Origin of the sequence: Spirosoma sp., from assembly GCF_048594605.1 — a bacterium.
Taxonomy (GTDB): Bacteria; Bacteroidota; Bacteroidia; order Cytophagales; family Spirosomataceae; genus Spirosoma.
In genome coordinates this window covers 1-15,400 of the sequence record NZ_JBMDWV010000062.1, presented here as the reverse complement: position 1 = coordinate 15,400, position 15,400 = coordinate 1, and the positions used below count along the sequence as shown (strand labels likewise).

The following is a 15,400-nucleotide window of genomic DNA, read 5'->3' as shown; positions in this document are numbered from 1 at the left end:
AATCGTTGAGTTTTGTTGGTTTATTTAAAACGGCAACAAATCAGCGAATGTTTATAGCAAATACAACCTCATAATACACCTATGTCTATTCTTTTTTCTCCGCTTTCACTACGTCGTGTTACGCTCAAAAATCGTATTGTTGTTTCGCCTATGTGCCAGTATTCCAGCGAAGATGGCTTTTCGAACGACTGGCATCTGGTGCATTTAGGAAGCCGGGCCGTGGGTGGAGCAGGGTTAGTAATCACCGAAGCAGCAGCCGTATCGCCAGAGGGACGTATCTCACCTGATGACCTGGGTATCTGGAAGGATGAGCATATTGCGGGGCTGAAACGTATTACGCAGTTTATTCAGCAACAAGGGGCAGTAGCGGGCATACAGTTGGCCCATGCTGGTCGTAAAGCTAGTCACCATCGTCCCTGGGAAGGAGGTAAGGCTATTTTGCCGACAGAACAGCGTGGCTGGCAAACGGTAGGTCCCAGCCCTATTCCTTTTCAGGAGCCGGGGCCTATACCGACAGAATTAACGATTGAGGGTATCGAAAAAATAGTGGCTGATTTTCAACGTGCAGTTCAACGAGCCTTAGAAGCAGGCTTTCAGCTCATCGAAATTCATGCCGCACACGGTTATCTGATTCACGAATTCCTATCGCCAATAAGCAATCAGCGTACCGACGCCTATGGGGGTTCATTTGAGAACCGAATGCGGTTGTTACTGGAGATCATCGATCGCGTCCAAATAGTATGGCCAAACGAACTACCCATTTTTGTTCGTATCTCGGCAACCGACTGGACGGAAGGAGGCTGGTCAACTGATGACTCGGTGGCGTTGGCAACCGTTCTGAAAGAAAAAGGAATCGACGTAGTCGACTGCTCAACGGGCGGTAATGTTGCTGGTGCCAAAATTCCAGTTGGTCCTGGTTATCAGGTGCCATTTGCCGAACGTATCAAACAGGAAACAGGCATGATGACGGGAGCTGTTGGACTTATTACGTCAGCTGAGCAAGCTGAAAGCATTTTAACTAATGGGCAGGCTGATCTGATTGTAATGGCGCGCGAATTCCTGCGTGACCCGTATTTCCCTTTGCACGCGGCACATGCCCTGGGCGACGATATAGCCTGGCCTGTGCAGTACGAACGAGCCAAACCACGATGAATAATTGGCCTGTTATTAAACATTTTAGCGCTGGAAACAGTAGTGTTGCCAGCAGAATGATTGAAGTATTCACCATTTATTAATTTGAAAAAATCATGCGCTGGATTGGAGGACGTGAAAGTGATAATGTTGATGACCGCCGTGGAAGCGGTGGGGGTGGCTTGCTTGTCGGGGGCGGTATCGGTTCGGTGGTAATAGCCGTAATCGTTATGCTGCTGGGTGGCGATCCATCCGACATTTTAAGTCAGACGGCCAGTCGGCCATCAGCACCGGTTAATCAGCAGGCTGATGATCAGGCAGCACAGTTTACCCGGCGAGTACTGGCCAGTACGGAAGACGTCTGGACAAAGCTTTTTGCCGAGCAGGGTTTGCAGTACAGAAAGCCTGTGCTGGTCATGTTTCGGGGAGCTACTCAGTCGGGGTGTGGAGCAGCTCAGAGTGCAATGGGCCCATTCTATTGCCCATTGGATCAGAAAGTATACATCGATCTTTCATTCTACGATGATTTGCGCGAGCGATTTGATGCGCCCGGCGAATTTGCGATGGCTTACGTCATTGCTCACGAAATCGGCCACCATGTCCAGAATCAGCTGGGGATCATGCGGAAAACAGACCAATTGCGCCAGCGAATGAGTGAGCGTGAGTATAATCAGGTGTCGGTACGTCTCGAACTTCAGGCCGATTTTTTTGCCGGTGTGTGGGCAAATCATGCACAGGGACAAAGTATTTCCATCGACAAAAACGATGTTGAAAGCGCCATTACAGCGGCCAACGCGATCGGGGACGATCGTATTCAGGAACAAACGCAGGGGCGCGTCGTACCGGATGCCTTTACGCACGGCAGCTCGGCCCAGCGAGTCTACTGGTTTTCGAAGGGGCTTAAAACGGGCGATCTTAACCAGGGCGATACGTTCAACAGCCGGGAAGACGCGAATATCTAACTCACTCGTCAAGCGCAAAAAAGCCGGAATCTGAGATTCCGGCTTTTTTGCGCTTGACGAGTGACCTAAGTGACAACTTACTAAAACGCATCCGCCAGTTCTTATTTGCTGTACTCAGCCATAAACTCGTTAAAGGCATGCTCCAGAGCCTGCAGCGCTTCTGATAAACCGCTGGTATCGTTAACTTTTAGCTTCCCTTCAGCCGTACGGGCAATGTCGGCAACGCGCGCTACGCCTATGGTTCCCGCACTGCCTTTGAGCGTATGCAGATGGCTTTTTACCGTCGGAATATCCCCCAGCGCATAGGCCGACGAGGCTCCACTGACCAATTCATTAGCTTCTGTAACAAACTCTTCCATAATACTGTCTACCAATTCCTGACCACCAATGTCACGCAGTTGTCTAACAATTTCTTCGTCAATAATTGGCAGCGTAGATTCGGGAGCCGACGTAACGGGTTTCGGTAATTTCTCTGCAACAGGAGCCTGCTTCGCCCGATTGGCGTCAGAAATTTCTTTAACCTTGGCAACCAGACTCTGGGCGCGAATGGGTTTGGCAATGTAATCGTCAAGGCCCTGACTAATGAACCGCTCACGGTCTTCTTTCATCGAATAGGCAGTCATGGCTACAATAACAGGTAATTTTTTGCCGAATTTTTCGCGTAGATGGCTTGTCGTTTCAACGCCGTCCATATCCGGCATTTGAATATCCATGAAAATTACGTCAAAGGGAGGCAGAGAGCCTGGGTCAGAGGACTTGGGGCTTAGGGGCATATAGTTTCCATCTTTCTCCCCATGCCCCATGCTCTCTGCCCGCTGCGTTACAGCTTCAATAGCCGCTGGGCCGCTATCGGCAGTAGTAACTATGCAACCCGCTTTCCGTAAAATTTCGCTGGCCACTTTTCGGTTCACGGCATTATCATCAACGAGTAAAACGTTGGGATGATACGTATTGAAAAAGTTCGCCAGCGCAATTTCGGCTACTTCCGTGTTCTGCTGAATTGGACTGATCGCTGTTTCTTTAAGCTCAATGGTAAACCAGAAAGTACTACCACTGCCTACTTTGGATTCAACGCCCACCTCACCTTTCATCAGATGTGCCAGTTCTTTCGAAATGGCCAGGCCCAGGCCCGTACCGCCAAACGATTTTCGCGAGGAGGTATCGACCTGGCTGAATGAGTTGAAGAGCAGGTTAATATTTTCGGGCGAAATGCCGATGCCCGAATCCTTCACACCTATGCGAATCCGATTGAATTTACCCCGTTTGCTCAGCAGCGATGCCTCGACCCGAATCGTTCCATTTTCCGTAAACTTGATTGCGTTCGAAGTCATGTTCGACAGGATTTGCAGCAGACGTGTCTGGTCAGCAATCACGAACGTAGGCAGGTCAGGTGCCAGATGATACGTTAGCTCGTTGTTCTTGGAATTCGCCTGTTGACCAAAGAGCGCAATCAGTTTTTCGAAAATCTCTTTAAACGCTACAGGCGATTCGTGCAGAACCATTTTTCCAGCCTCAATTTTAGAAAGGTCCAGAATATCGTTCAGAATGTTCAGCAGCGTTTCCGATGATCGTTTAACTGTTCGCACGTAGCTACGTTGCTCGTCGTCCAGTTGCGTATCGTTGAGCAGATCAATCATGCCAATGATGCCGTTCATCGGCGTACGAATTTCATGGCTCATGTTAGCCAGAAACTGCTCTTTCACTTTCAGCGACCGTTCGGCTTCATCTTTCGCCTTTTCCAGTTCGGCCGACTGACGCTTTAGCTCTGTAATATCGCGGGCCAGAACCGCTACAACCGAACCTGTGCTTGGATCGTCGTTCAGCATCAGCATATTAAACATATACTGTCGTTCGGTGCCGTCTTTCCGGCGCATACTGGCCTCAAAATTTCGCAGGCTACGATTCCGACCTACCTTGAACATGGCCCGGCGAATGGCATTCTTATCAATGAAAAACTGACTGATTTCGTGGCCCAGCACTTCATCCGGTGTGTAACCCATACGCTTGAATACCGACGGACTAATCATGGTGATACGTCCTTTTCGGTCTACGCGGGCATAAATATCCTGGAGGTTTTCAAAAATACCCCGGAATTTCTCTTCGCTTTGTCGGGTAGCAATCTCGGCGCGTCGACGATTGGTAATGTCGCGGGCAATGCCCGACACTTCATCAATCACCCCACCCGCTAAAAGGATCGGATTGAAATGAAATTCGAGATACGTTTCGCCCCGGAACGTTTCAAAATGCAGTTCAAAGTTTTGCGGATGGCCCCGGAATGCCTGCCGATACTTTTCTTCCAGCTTTTTTCGGTTTTCCTCGCCGAACATACGCCATCCCAGATTAGGCGCACTGCTTTGCAGCGAGGGTGTCTCATCGAGCTGATATTCAATCAGACGAGCATAGTTTTTGTTGAAAGACGTCAGCTTCAGCGCTTTATTGACCGACCAGATCAGGTACGTACTGCTGTCGAAAATGGCATTTAGCCGGGCATTCTGCTTATCCAGACGCGCATCCGACTGTTTGCGGGCAATAGCCAGCGCTACCTGTCCGGAAATAAATTCCAGCAGCTCCAAATCGCGTGGGCCATACGTCTGCGCATCATCGTACGATTTTACCCCTATAATTCCTGTAATCTCATCGCCAACACGTAGCGGAGCCGTTAGCATCACCTGCGGCTGACGTAAACCGTATAAGTCAATATGGTGCTGATCGGCCAGTAAACGAATGTCTTTTTCGTACAGAAACAGGGGTTTATTGGCCTGAATCGTGTACTCGATAATGCCGTTCCCTAGTTTTCGTTTGGTGAAGCGCATGGTGCTGCCGAAGTATTCATCGACGTAGTACGGAAACGACAGATACGTTTTGCTGGCATCGTATAACGCAATGAAAAAATTACGGGCATCAATAATATGGCCTAGTTCTTCGTGTATTTTATGGTAAAGCTCGTCGAGATTCGGCGTGTTGATGGTCCAGTTAGCAATGCTATAATAGAGCTTCTGCGATTTTTCGGCCCGAATCCGGCCTGTTGTGTCATGCAGAATACATCGAAAGGCAGTCGGGCGACCATTGTCAAAACGGCAGTTAACACTCCCCGACAAAAATAAAGTTTTGCCGTTCTTTGTCCGGAAAACGGTTTCAATGTAGGGAAGTTTGTCGCCATCCTGAATCCGCTTAAGCATTCCCAACGTACTGTTGGCATAATCGGGGTGCAGAACGTCGCGTATGTTAAGAGCCGAAATTTCGTCGGAGTTATAACCTAGTGCTTCGCGCCAAGCTTTATTCACGAAAATAAACTTACCATCGAGTGTCAGAAGCTGGATCAGATCGGACGTATTGTCTACCAGATCCTGCAATTGAGCGTTTGTATTCGATAGGGCAGAAGCTACACGCCGTTTGTTCGTTACGTCTTCACCAATAACCGTAAGGGAAGTGATTTCTCCATCAGCCTCGTTAACAATTGCGGAGTTGAGCTGAACGCTACGTAACGCACCGCTACGGGTCAACAGATTGATTTCGCGCTGTTCCGTAAAACCACCTTTGGCGATAGCTTCTTCAAACTCCAATTTAAGTCGGTCATGATCGGCAGAGGGAATGAGGGCATCGAAAAAGTTTTTGCCGATAACATCGCTTGGTTGCCAGGCTGTTACGCGGTATGTGTAGGGGTTAACATAGTTTAAGGTTCCGTTGCGCTCAATTGTAAGACCGACCAGATTTAATTGATCAACTGTCTGACGAACGTCGAATGTGGGCAGTACGTCCGATAAAGTTGAGCCATCTCGTTCATGGTGAAGCCGTTGGATTTCGGCCACTAATTCATCTTTGGTTTTTGCAGACCAGCGCATAGGTAAATGGATAAATGATAAGCCAGCAATACTCTTTATTGGCCGACTAGTTAAATTTACAAAAAATGTTGGTTTCTGATAAAATTCTTAAATCCCTGCATTACAATTTGTACAGGAAACGAACATAGATGTAGTTTCGCATAACATTCTGAAGCCTAACTCGGTCCATTCTCCTCTTGCCGTTTATTTCTGAATATAAAAGAGGATGATGGAAAAGGCTATTTGAGCGTGAAAAGGTCTATTTTTCGTTGTATAAGCAGTACGTATCTTGCTACGGTTCTTTTCGACGCACAATTACTATGCTGAAACGCTGTCTCTGTCTGTGGATTCTGCTGGCTGTTGCGGCCTGCGAATCCTTTGATCTTGAGCGGAAAAACTTTCCAACCTGTGCCAAACCGTCTGCCGGTATCGGATATACGGCCGGAACACTGGATGTTACGTTTTTTCTGGAGAATCCGCAGGGCGATATTGGCGCCGTTGGCTGGGATCCTGGCGATGGAAAAGGGCAGAGTCGTGTTGGAACGCGTGTTACGTACGTTTACGATAAGGCGGGTACGTACACAGTCTCGCTAATTCTCGGTAATTCGTGCGATGATAAATTTACAACCACCCGACAGATTACCGTCCGCAAGTAAATCCGACTATGCGTTTACTTCTCGCTTTTTGCTTAAGTCTTTTGTTCGGATTGACCAGTCGGGCGCAGGAACGTGTCCGTAACGTTCGCATCCAGACGATCGATTCATCACAAATTCAGATCTGGTACGATCTGGTTGAAGCCCGGCCAGGTGATTCGATCTATGTTCAGATGGAAAGCCGCGTGCGCGGACCAATTCGAATGCTTCCCGAATTTGTACGGGGCGATATTGGCAAACGAGTGCTTGCGGGCTCCAATCGACGTATTGTCTGGGATGCTCTGGCAAACGGCTACCCTCTGAATGAAGAAATTCGGGCAACTGTACTGGTCATGGCCAGTTTGCAGGCTACGGCGAATCAACCAATCTCCACGACAGGCGGGCAGGGCACTGACGTTACGTCAACCAATGCGGCTACGCGATCGAAAGACGCTGAAACGCCAGTAGCTGCAAACCCACGTTCGGGACAACGTAATGAGGCTACCTCTATGGATGAAGTCCGTTCGCGCAGAACCCGTTATGCAGGTCCGGCTTGGGCATTACTCTCGGCAGTGGCACCCGGTGTCGGCAATATCTTTGTTCAAACGCCAAGACCAAAAGTCGGTTTTCGTCTGTTATTGACGACGGGATTTTATAGCTTACTGACCTACGGTCTGACGGAGCGGCAAAAATCCCTAGATCAGTATGCACTTTACGAACAGCAGAAAAATAGGGCGGCAGGAGAACCGTATTATCAGGCAGCCAATAACCATCATCATACCTATTTTCTGACCACCCGGGGGGCTGTTGTTATAGCCGCTGCCGACGTAGTGTTTACCTTTATCAGAGGACTACGCAACGGTCGACTACAAAGAGACTCGCAACGTTCGCAGGCCGTTACGGTATGGCCCGGTATTCAGGCTGGGCAGCCTACAGCCGTTGTTCGCTATTCGTTTTAACGTATTATGTATTGAGCGCATAAATGATTAACTCTGTTCGCTATTTACTGCTGATTGCTGGTTTTTATGGACTTCTGTCGATAAATGGCTTTGCGCAGTCGCCGGGGCAGCTTGTCAGACCGTTTGTTTATTCAGCCTCCAGCGAATGGCAGAAAGTTACGCTCAGACAACCATCGTCATCGGTGGACGTCCGCCGGGGAGCGGCTCCTGAAACAACGTCATCCCCCGATTTTAGACCGGCTTTTACTGCCGACTTCGTAACGAACCGTAATTACTGGAAAGCCGGTACTATCGGCGATTATCGTTACCAGATTGGACGGGGTTCTTATAGCATCCGTAAGCGAAATGTGCGTACGCAAAGTATAGCTATCAGTTCGGTTCCTCTGCCCCAGGACATTAACCTGAATCGCTCGGAAATATTTACCATTAAGCTGGACGTACTGGCTGATTCCGGAAAAGTGCCAACAGGTGGCTTGCTTTTCGGCGTAAAAGACTCACTCAATTACTGTGCTTTTACGACGAATGACAAAGGGGAAGTCGCCATCAAACGGGTGGCAAACGGCGAGACTTTTTCTGACTATATGCCTGGCGTTTTTTTCAGACCAGGCGTAGCCGTTGACAAAAACCGGAATCGGCTGACCGTGAAACGACGGGGCGAATACCTGCATTTTTACATCAATGAGAAGGAGGTACGTAGCAGCCCCTATCTGTTCCGAATGCTGCCTGGCAACGGAATTGGCTTAACAAGCTCTGGTTATTGGACCGGATTTCAGAAGCTGAGCGTTACGGTGGGGCTTTAATAGTGTAGGGGTAGGGTCTGCGGGCATAGGGTAAACATGAGCCAGGCTTTCACCTTATGCCCGCAGACCTTACCCCTGAGCTATTCAGTTCCTCACCTGCTCCCCGGACCGGTTGATGGTCATGAGTTGACCATTCAGGAATACAGCCGCTGTATTGCCTCGGAAAGGAGTAACGGCTTCATATTCAGGTTGGATTACCCATTCGTCGTTCTCGTTGACATAACCCCAGCGGCCTTTACTCCGGGCGCGTCGCCAGCCTTGTTCGTCAGTGCCTAATTCTATTTTATCATAAGGTTTGTCCCCAAACGCTTCGGCGTATTTGCCAGTCCGGGCCTCTGCCGGATTGTCGGGTTTTGGGTCAGGCTCGGTAGTAGCAACCGTTTCGTCGGCGGACGAGCTGGCAGGCCTATCATCGTTTTTCGTCGGCTCCGGCAACGTAGTAGTTGGTTCGTTAGCTGTTTCGGACGGTGTGTCAGTCGCTTCGGTCGTTGTTTCGTTGGCTGAAGGTTCGGAATTCGGCAGGCGCATACTCGTTGACCGCCGTTCCGTCGTTTGCTCAGTTTTTCGTTTGGGTTTGGTAGACGTATCGTCGCGCGAGTTGCCGCTTTTGATAAACCAGTAAATAATGGCCAGTAAAAGCAGAGCAAACAGAACGCCGTAAACACCGCTCCGGTCGGGTTTGATTACTTCGATACGTACTGTACTCAACGGATTGTTATTGGCGTCGAATAATGTGTAATCTGCACTCTTTGATGGTTTTACCCAACCCCGGTTCTTCGGCGATAGACCTTCTCCCAAATCATCAATCGTTACCGCCAGGAGATTCTCAACATCCCACTCAAGCGTAACGGGCTGCCCTTTTTGCACACGGGCGGGCGTAGCCGTAAAGGACCGTACGATCGGCGGTTTTTGAGGTATTGACGGCGCTGCAGGTACCGGGTCCGTGGTTTTATGTTCAACCGGCTCCGGACTGGCCGGGACTGGCGGCACGACTATGGGCTCTACAGCAACTGGTTCGGCAATTACAGGCTCAACTACGACTGGACTAGCCTTAGCCGGTTCTACTTCCAGCAACTCTTCAAACGCTTCTGATTCCTTTACAGGCGGTGTATCAGTTGGAAACGTAGCGGACGGTTCCGGTTTCGGAGGAGCCGACGTAGCCGCCAATCGATGCAGTACCGTGGGCACCCAGCGATTCTTGACGAAGTCGGGCGAGAGCTTTAAGGACGTAGCGGCATTAACAATCTGCTGTAAATCCTGCTCAATCAAATGCGCGCGCGACGGCTGGGCTAACCGGGCAATACGTGCCTGTATATTCTGAAATAAAATACTATTGTTGCTTACTTCCTGACCTACTTCGTTCGCTCGTTTCAGGGCATCAGTCAGCGACAGGCCAGCCTGCTGAGCATCCTGAAGATAGCCGTTCGTCCGCCAAACGTCAGGGCCGTCGAGAACAATGGCTTCGCGAAGTCGGTCGATCAGCTCGGTTTCTGTCATAGAATAGCGAATGAAAATCCTCGTAATAAACTGGAAACAGTCATTAGTGGTTATGGGTTGTTTTTTAGCTAAAAAACAACCCATAACCACTAATGACTAGCTAGTGCTGTTAACTTAACAGCGAATATCAGTCGAACGTCACAATGTTACGTCGATAATCTACCGAAATTTTACCGAACTGGGATAAAGCCGATTGCCCCAGCAGCAAGGGCGCTTTTGTACTACGTACTACGTTGGCCGTTACGTTCTCAAGCACCCGATCACCAATCTGTACTGATTTCAGCCGGATTACATCACCGGGTGAAATATCGCCGTTCGCATCCTGAAATTTTGATTGTCCGATAATATCCGTTTCAGTAATAGCGCCTTGCTTAAATAGAAAATCCGCTTCAGTCGCCGAAATAGAAATCAAACTGGCGCCTGTATCAAGAATAAATTTCATAGGCACGCCATTGACCGTAACGGGTACTTTATAAACGCCCCTGTCTTTTTCCATAGCCACTTCCGTTGGTCCCGATCCAATTTTCTTCAGCGTTGGTTTGGGTAGTTCGGCTGGTGCCGGCTTGGTGCTGCTCGTTGTCTGATCAGCGGTGTTCCGTTTCGGCTTTTTAGGCTGATGACTGCCCGATCGTGAACAACCAGAACACCCTGACAAATAAAGCAGGGTGCTGATAAGCAGGCAGAAAATCAAAAATCGTATCATCATTTACGTAGTGTTGGGCACCAGATTGATAAGCTATTCGGCCATTGAAGTTGGTGAACAACTACTCGTATCGAATCAATGCTTTCGTTTTCACGCGCCAGGTGCCGTTCTCAAATACAGCCTGTCCGTCTTTCCGCATAGCTATTCGTGTATACGCGTTGGTGTAGCTGTTCTCACTCTCGCAGGCGGGTTCGATCATATAATTCCGATACGTCAGAAACCGCGCTACCCGCCCCGGATCGGCCTCAAAGCGAAACGTAGCAACCAATGGATCGTCGGCACTGATGCTAAACCGATACGCCGATTCAGGCAAAAGTGAAGTGGATTTCTGGGTTATATCAAACTGTCCGTTCGGGTCGGGTGGAGGAAAATAAAACACCTCCGACCGAGTCTGATTTAACGGAGGTAATGGGTCGAGTGGAGGCAGCGGTGGTAACGGGGGTTGATTCTGAACCAAAGCCGACTCAAGCGTAGCATCGGGTTCGATAACGGGTTCGCCTGAACGAGGTGCGGGGTCGGCAGCTTTGGGGGGCGATTGTTGTTTTAATTGACGAATTGCTTCCAAGGGGTCAACATCCGAACCCAATTCGCCTAAAAGAACGTCATAGGCTCTGGCTTTCTCCTGATCGGGGTTTTGGGGCTGGCGCGGTACGTTGGCTGGCTTGACACGTTGAGCAGCATCCAGTGCCCGACTCAATTTTGAATTGTCGAACCGTAATTGATCCGCTTCCGTTTTCTGCTCTTTATACAATAAAAAATAAACCGCTGCGGCACCGCCCAGCAGCCCGGCAATAAAACCTGCAAGTATCATCCAGAATAGTTTATCGTCTGAGGTGCCACCCCGACCTTCTGACGGTGCCACGGCGGCCTTATCTTCTTCATCTTCACTAACGGGCTGGGTTGTAACCACTGAACCTGACGTAGCAGAATCGGGCGCTATTACTTCGCCAGGAGGTAGTAATCCATCAATTTTGGCCAGAATCTGCGCCTGAACCGCCGGACTTAACGGTACGCTATACGGTTTTTCCGCTCTGTGAGCCGTATAAAACCGCGCAAGTTGTTTGCGAATGGCAGCATTTGCCTCGCCGGGCGACATTCCCTGAAACTGCTGTGTCGCTTTCAGCTCGCTCAGTTCCTGCATTTTAGCGCCTACCTGATCCCAACTCCCAACCGACCGGATAACCTGTTGGGGATCGCAGCCGTCGGCACATTCCAGCAGTTGTGTATAAATTTCCTGTGCTTTCGGTTGTTTGATGTTCGCAAACACCGCTTTGGCTACATCCTTTGTCAACGTATCCACAGCCGCCTGATTCGCGTTCTGCGCGAACGTAACGGTTGAGGTTACGCCCACGAGAATTGATAGAAAAGTAAGTCGTCTCATAACTACGCGAGGGCATTTGCCAGTTTGTTAATTGCACCAATAAGCGGATAGAAAAACAGCGTTTCTTCAATAGGCGCACCAAGCGCATCAGTCATACCGCTGTATTCGGCCGCTACGTCGCTTTCTTTCCGCTGAATGCCGTCCATCAGCGAAGTATCCAGATGCGTGCGTAACTCCTGCTGCGCTACCGCCAGCGACCGCGCCGATACGTTCAGGTTTCTGACAAAGCTAAATTGCTGATTCACGTCGAAGAAGAAATCGATAAACGCGTTCGTTTCTTTCAGCAGTGAATCTATTACGTCTGATTTCCGCAAATCGGCGTAGGTCAGCGTCGGGAACTCGTCGTTGAACGTAGCAGGATACACATAGCTGATGGCTTCCGTATCAACCGGCCGACTATTCGAGGGCTGCATCAGCGCGCCTTTGCAGGTCACTTCCTTCGGGCCTTTCCGTTCGTAAAATAGCGTGAGTCCGCTGGCGTCATACGTTTTCTCGTAGACTTTCTCAAAAATCACGCGGGCCAGTTTTCCCAGCATCTGATCGTCGGAACTGATGATGGTGAGGAGCTTGGAACCTGTACCGCTGAACGTAATGGCACCCGGCAGATTGATATTTTTGTGCTTCATTAGCCGGGCGATGTGGTAAAGCAGCGCCGTAAAAAATAAGACAAACACCACTTTCAGGTCTTCGTCTTTAGCCAGCATTCCGTTGAACGACAGCATACTTTTGGCCTTCACGTCGTTACTTTTCTCGATCGAAAACCAGAACGCCATAATATCTTCCGAACGGTTCGTGTCCAGAATTCGCCGGTTGTTATCGCTCAGGTTACCCAGACTCTGGCTTTCAAGCAGCGTTTGAATTCGGTCGGCGTATTTACGAACGAACCCGTTGTGGCTGGCCGCGCCGTATTCGCTGAAAGCGTCGCCGTAGATGGCATTTCCGGCAAACCGGAACGAGGTCAGCAATTTCGGTTCGTTCCGTTCGTAAACCACTACGTCGGACGTGCCACCGCCGATATCGATGTTGATAACGGGTCGGGCTGAGGCACTTAGCGTCGGATTTTGCTTATAGTAATAGAACGGCGCTACCGATTCCGAAACCTCCCGCAATCGTCCCGCAGCTCCGCCAATATAGCGATCATACAGCTCCTGCCAATCGGCGCGAAGCTGACTTACGCGACCGGGGGTCATACTGGCCGGGAAAAACCAGTACACCGTCGTTTGGGTCAGGTTGCCGCCTTCCGTCAGTACTTTATTTTTGATCAGCATCAGCAGCTCTTCCAGAAACGCTTCGACGCGCCGTTCGGTCTGATCGCTGGTTTTGGCCCATTTCAGGTTGGTCGTAATCCGATTGGAACCTGCCGGCTGCCGCTCTACGTAGAACGGAATGTTGAAGTCGGCCAGGGCCTGCGTTTGCTGATTAAAACTCAGATTCAGCGGCTCGGCAATGGCCGTGCGTGTCGGGAAATTGTCAGGCTTGCCGGGACCAATGGTTGGCGGAACAAACTCAAGATCGTACAGCACAAACAACTCGAACAAGGCCGGATTGTACTGCGCTGGAGCCACCAACGTAGCAACCTGTGGAGTCAGTTCCGCTACGTCGAACGGGCGTGGCGCTCCACCATCGACGCTGTATTCAATGTGGGTGTTTGTCGTGCCAAAATCCACCGAGAAGGAGAACTGTTTGCTGCCGCCGTTGTACAATTGCCAGCGTGGAATCAGCACACCGTTCATGTCGCGGCCGTCGCCACGGATATGCGTTTGTACATAGTCGAACTCTTCACGCATGACGTAGTACACACTCGAACCGTCGGTATTTTGTTGCCGAACCGTCCGTTGGTGAATCGATTCGGGCGTAAGCTCGTTGTTGGCTTGCTGCTTGAAATACGTTAGCTGGTACTGATTCTGGCTATCGAAACCGGATTCAATTAACTCAATCCGGTAATCGGCGGGCACCGTAACGGAACCCGATCGGACGAACGGGTAAATATTGACCGTAAACGAATTTTCAACAATAATTCCTTCGTTGGTTGCTTCGTTGGGCGACGTTGAATTGCCGACCGTCTGGCTATACAAGCGCTCGAACGTAACGAACTGATTACCGGGCTGATTCGGTGCCGTAACGGGAATATCGAGTGTTACGTTGATGCCGCTTCCCTGCGGTACCATCTTTAATCGAACGCGGCCCGCCAGTAGATCATCGACGTCGAAGAAATCGAAGAAGTCTTTCTTAAGTGGTAACAAAAATCCCTTATCCGTAGCCGACGTTTGCAGATTGCCATCGAAGAAACGGCCCCGGTCCGTAGGGAAAGGCAGCCGGATGAGGTAGGGTTCCAGAAAATCGCTGACCGTCAACCACGGATAATTACCCGGCTGGCCCGGCAGGGGCCGCTGGTTGTCGCGCCAGGATTCGCGGGCGTAATAAGGAACCGGCGTATTCGAATTCCACTGCGTCTGCGGTACATAAGTAAATTGCCGGAAAAAGCGGTTCTGCAACGCCATTGGCCGCGGCAGATTCGGATTCAGTCGGGCAAATTTATCAGACTTGATAATAAAATCGCTGACCTGACTAATCGCCCGCGAATCTGATTTTTTCTTGCGGAGCGGAAAGCCCAGCACTTCCACAATATCGCCCGGCCCGGTCATGAGTTCATCGAAATTCTGGTCGAACTGTTCACGCGTTAGCAGCGATTGGCCGTTGTGTGATTCAATGTGTTCGTAGAAAAGCGTCGGGTTTTGTTGTTGTAGCAAGGCCCGGCTACGGTTCAGATAATCATCGACTTCGCGGAAACGATCGCGGAAGTTTGGCATGAACAGCTTTATCGCGTACCAGAATTTTTGGTACTCAATGTCACGCTGATGCAGCGGGCAAACCGACGTATCGAACAGTCGGTCGTTCCCCATCGATACGTCGACCCAGCTCAGATCATTGCCCGAACTGAAAAACAACGTCTTTGGTGACGTACCGCCCACGACACGGCCCCGATAACTCAGGACAAACAGCCGCTGAATGTCGCCAAAATTGTATTCGGGCGCATCCTGATCCAGAAACAATTTCAGCGCATCAGCGAGTCGACGGTGGCCTACGTTACTCGATTGCCGAAGCCGGTCCAGATCGGTACGGATATCGAAGGGCGTAATCGTTACGTAGGTCTTTAGTTTGTCGTAATTAAAGAACAGTTCGCCCACGTCGAGTGCGTCCGATACAATACGCTGGTCGTTGACGGTGCCGTTCAGATCGGGACGTAGCGCCAGATTCAGGAAAGCCGACCGGACTAAATCCATCCGCGCAAATGGACTCGGAATAGACGTAGGCTGCTTTATGGTCTGGCCGCCCTGCGGATCACGGATAGCCGCAATCTGGTCTGTACCAAGGGGTTTGCTGACGTACCAGTGCAGGCCGGGTGTTGGGTTATGTAAACTGAATGTTGTTGGCATATTTTTAATAATCCATCACCTTCGGAAGCTTTTCTTTCACGCACCGGTCGGTGCCTTCTGAAAATAACTGGATAAAT

Annotated in this window: 10 protein-coding genes; 5 read left to right on the top strand and 5 right to left on the bottom strand. The window is 50.1% G+C overall.

What is annotated here, in order from left to right; all coding sequences use genetic code 11:
* Positions 1-81: 81 nt before the first annotated feature.
* Positions 82-1,152 (top strand): NADPH dehydrogenase NamA, encoded by a 1,071-nt coding sequence (namA, locus tag ACOJS8_RS03505; protein ID WP_420147145.1) that lies wholly within the window; start codon positions 82-84, stop codon positions 1,150-1,152.
* Between the two features lie 95 nt (positions 1,153-1,247).
* Complete coding sequence (locus ACOJS8_RS03500; RefSeq protein ID WP_420147144.1) at positions 1,248-2,093, top strand: neutral zinc metallopeptidase; 846 nt, start codon at positions 1,248-1,250, stop codon at positions 2,091-2,093.
* Positions 2,094-2,194: 101 nt separating this feature from the next.
* Here ACOJS8_RS03500 and ACOJS8_RS03495 read toward each other — a convergent pair whose 3' ends face one another.
* A complete protein-coding gene (locus ACOJS8_RS03495) occupies positions 2,195-5,935 on the bottom strand; it encodes a PAS domain S-box protein (RefSeq protein WP_420147143.1) in 3,741 nt (1,246 codons plus the stop codon).
* A 299-nt stretch (positions 5,936-6,234) separates the two neighbouring features.
* Here ACOJS8_RS03495 and ACOJS8_RS03490 point away from each other — a divergent pair, with 299 nt between their 5' ends.
* Genes ACOJS8_RS03490 through ACOJS8_RS03480 form a run of 3 tightly spaced genes read left to right on the top strand, consistent with a single transcriptional unit; the run spans position 6,235 to position 8,305 of the window.
* A complete protein-coding gene (locus ACOJS8_RS03490) occupies positions 6,235-6,570 on the top strand; it encodes a PKD domain-containing protein (protein WP_420147142.1) in 336 nt (111 codons plus the stop codon).
* An 8-nt stretch (positions 6,571-6,578) separates the two neighbouring features.
* Positions 6,579-7,505: a hypothetical protein gene (locus tag ACOJS8_RS03485; protein ID WP_420147141.1), complete on the top strand. Its 927-nt coding sequence runs from the start codon at positions 6,579-6,581 to the stop codon at positions 7,503-7,505.
* Positions 7,506-7,528: 23 nt separating this feature from the next.
* Entirely contained in the window at positions 7,529-8,305 is a 777-nt protein-coding gene (locus tag ACOJS8_RS03480; RefSeq protein WP_420147140.1) for a hypothetical protein, read from the top strand.
* 84 nt (positions 8,306-8,389) lie between these two features.
* Here ACOJS8_RS03480 and ACOJS8_RS03475 read toward each other — a convergent pair whose 3' ends face one another.
* From ACOJS8_RS03475 to ACOJS8_RS03460, 4 genes are all read right to left on the bottom strand, one after another.
* The gene (locus ACOJS8_RS03475) at positions 8,390-9,802 is read right to left on the bottom strand and encodes a WG repeat-containing protein (protein ID WP_420147139.1); all 1,413 of its coding nucleotides are present in this window, start codon (positions 9,800-9,802) and stop codon (positions 8,390-8,392) included.
* Between the two features lie 127 nt (positions 9,803-9,929).
* Positions 9,930-10,505 (bottom strand): retropepsin-like aspartic protease family protein, encoded by a 576-nt coding sequence (locus ACOJS8_RS03470; protein WP_420147138.1) that lies wholly within the window; start codon positions 10,503-10,505, stop codon positions 9,930-9,932.
* 61 nt (positions 10,506-10,566) lie between these two features.
* Positions 10,567-11,886 (bottom strand): hypothetical protein, encoded by a 1,320-nt coding sequence (locus ACOJS8_RS03465; RefSeq protein ID WP_420147137.1) that lies wholly within the window; start codon positions 11,884-11,886, stop codon positions 10,567-10,569.
* 2 nt (positions 11,887-11,888) lie between these two features.
* Positions 11,889-15,323, bottom strand: a complete 3,435-nt coding sequence (locus tag ACOJS8_RS03460; protein ID WP_420147136.1) for a hypothetical protein — start codon at positions 15,321-15,323, stop codon at positions 11,889-11,891.
* Positions 15,324-15,400 lie beyond the last annotated feature (77 nt).

What these genes read in the sequence shown, in the direction of transcription:
- ACOJS8_RS03470 (WP_420147138.1), bottom strand. Translation starts at nt 10,505, where the DNA reads ATGATACGATTTTTGATTTTCTGCCTGCTTATCAGCACCCTGCTTTAT.
- ACOJS8_RS03480 (WP_420147140.1), top strand. Translation starts at nt 7,529, where the DNA reads ATGATTAACTCTGTTCGCTATTTACTGCTGATTGCTGGTTTTTATGGA.
- ACOJS8_RS03475 (WP_420147139.1), bottom strand. Translation starts at nt 9,802, where the DNA reads ATGACAGAAACCGAGCTGATCGACCGACTTCGCGAAGCCATTGTTCTC.
- ACOJS8_RS03495 (WP_420147143.1), bottom strand. Translation starts at nt 5,935, where the DNA reads ATGCGCTGGTCTGCAAAAACCAAAGATGAATTAGTGGCCGAAATCCAA.
- ACOJS8_RS03490 (WP_420147142.1), top strand. Translation starts at nt 6,235, where the DNA reads ATGCTGAAACGCTGTCTCTGTCTGTGGATTCTGCTGGCTGTTGCGGCC.
- namA (WP_420147145.1), top strand. Translation starts at nt 82, where the DNA reads ATGTCTATTCTTTTTTCTCCGCTTTCACTACGTCGTGTTACGCTCAAA.
- ACOJS8_RS03465 (WP_420147137.1), bottom strand. Translation starts at nt 11,886, where the DNA reads ATGAGACGACTTACTTTTCTATCAATTCTCGTGGGCGTAACCTCAACC.
- ACOJS8_RS03460 (WP_420147136.1), bottom strand. Translation starts at nt 15,323, where the DNA reads ATGCCAACAACATTCAGTTTACATAACCCAACACCCGGCCTGCACTGG.
- ACOJS8_RS03485 (WP_420147141.1), top strand. Translation starts at nt 6,579, where the DNA reads ATGCGTTTACTTCTCGCTTTTTGCTTAAGTCTTTTGTTCGGATTGACC.
- ACOJS8_RS03500 (WP_420147144.1), top strand. Translation starts at nt 1,248, where the DNA reads ATGCGCTGGATTGGAGGACGTGAAAGTGATAATGTTGATGACCGCCGT.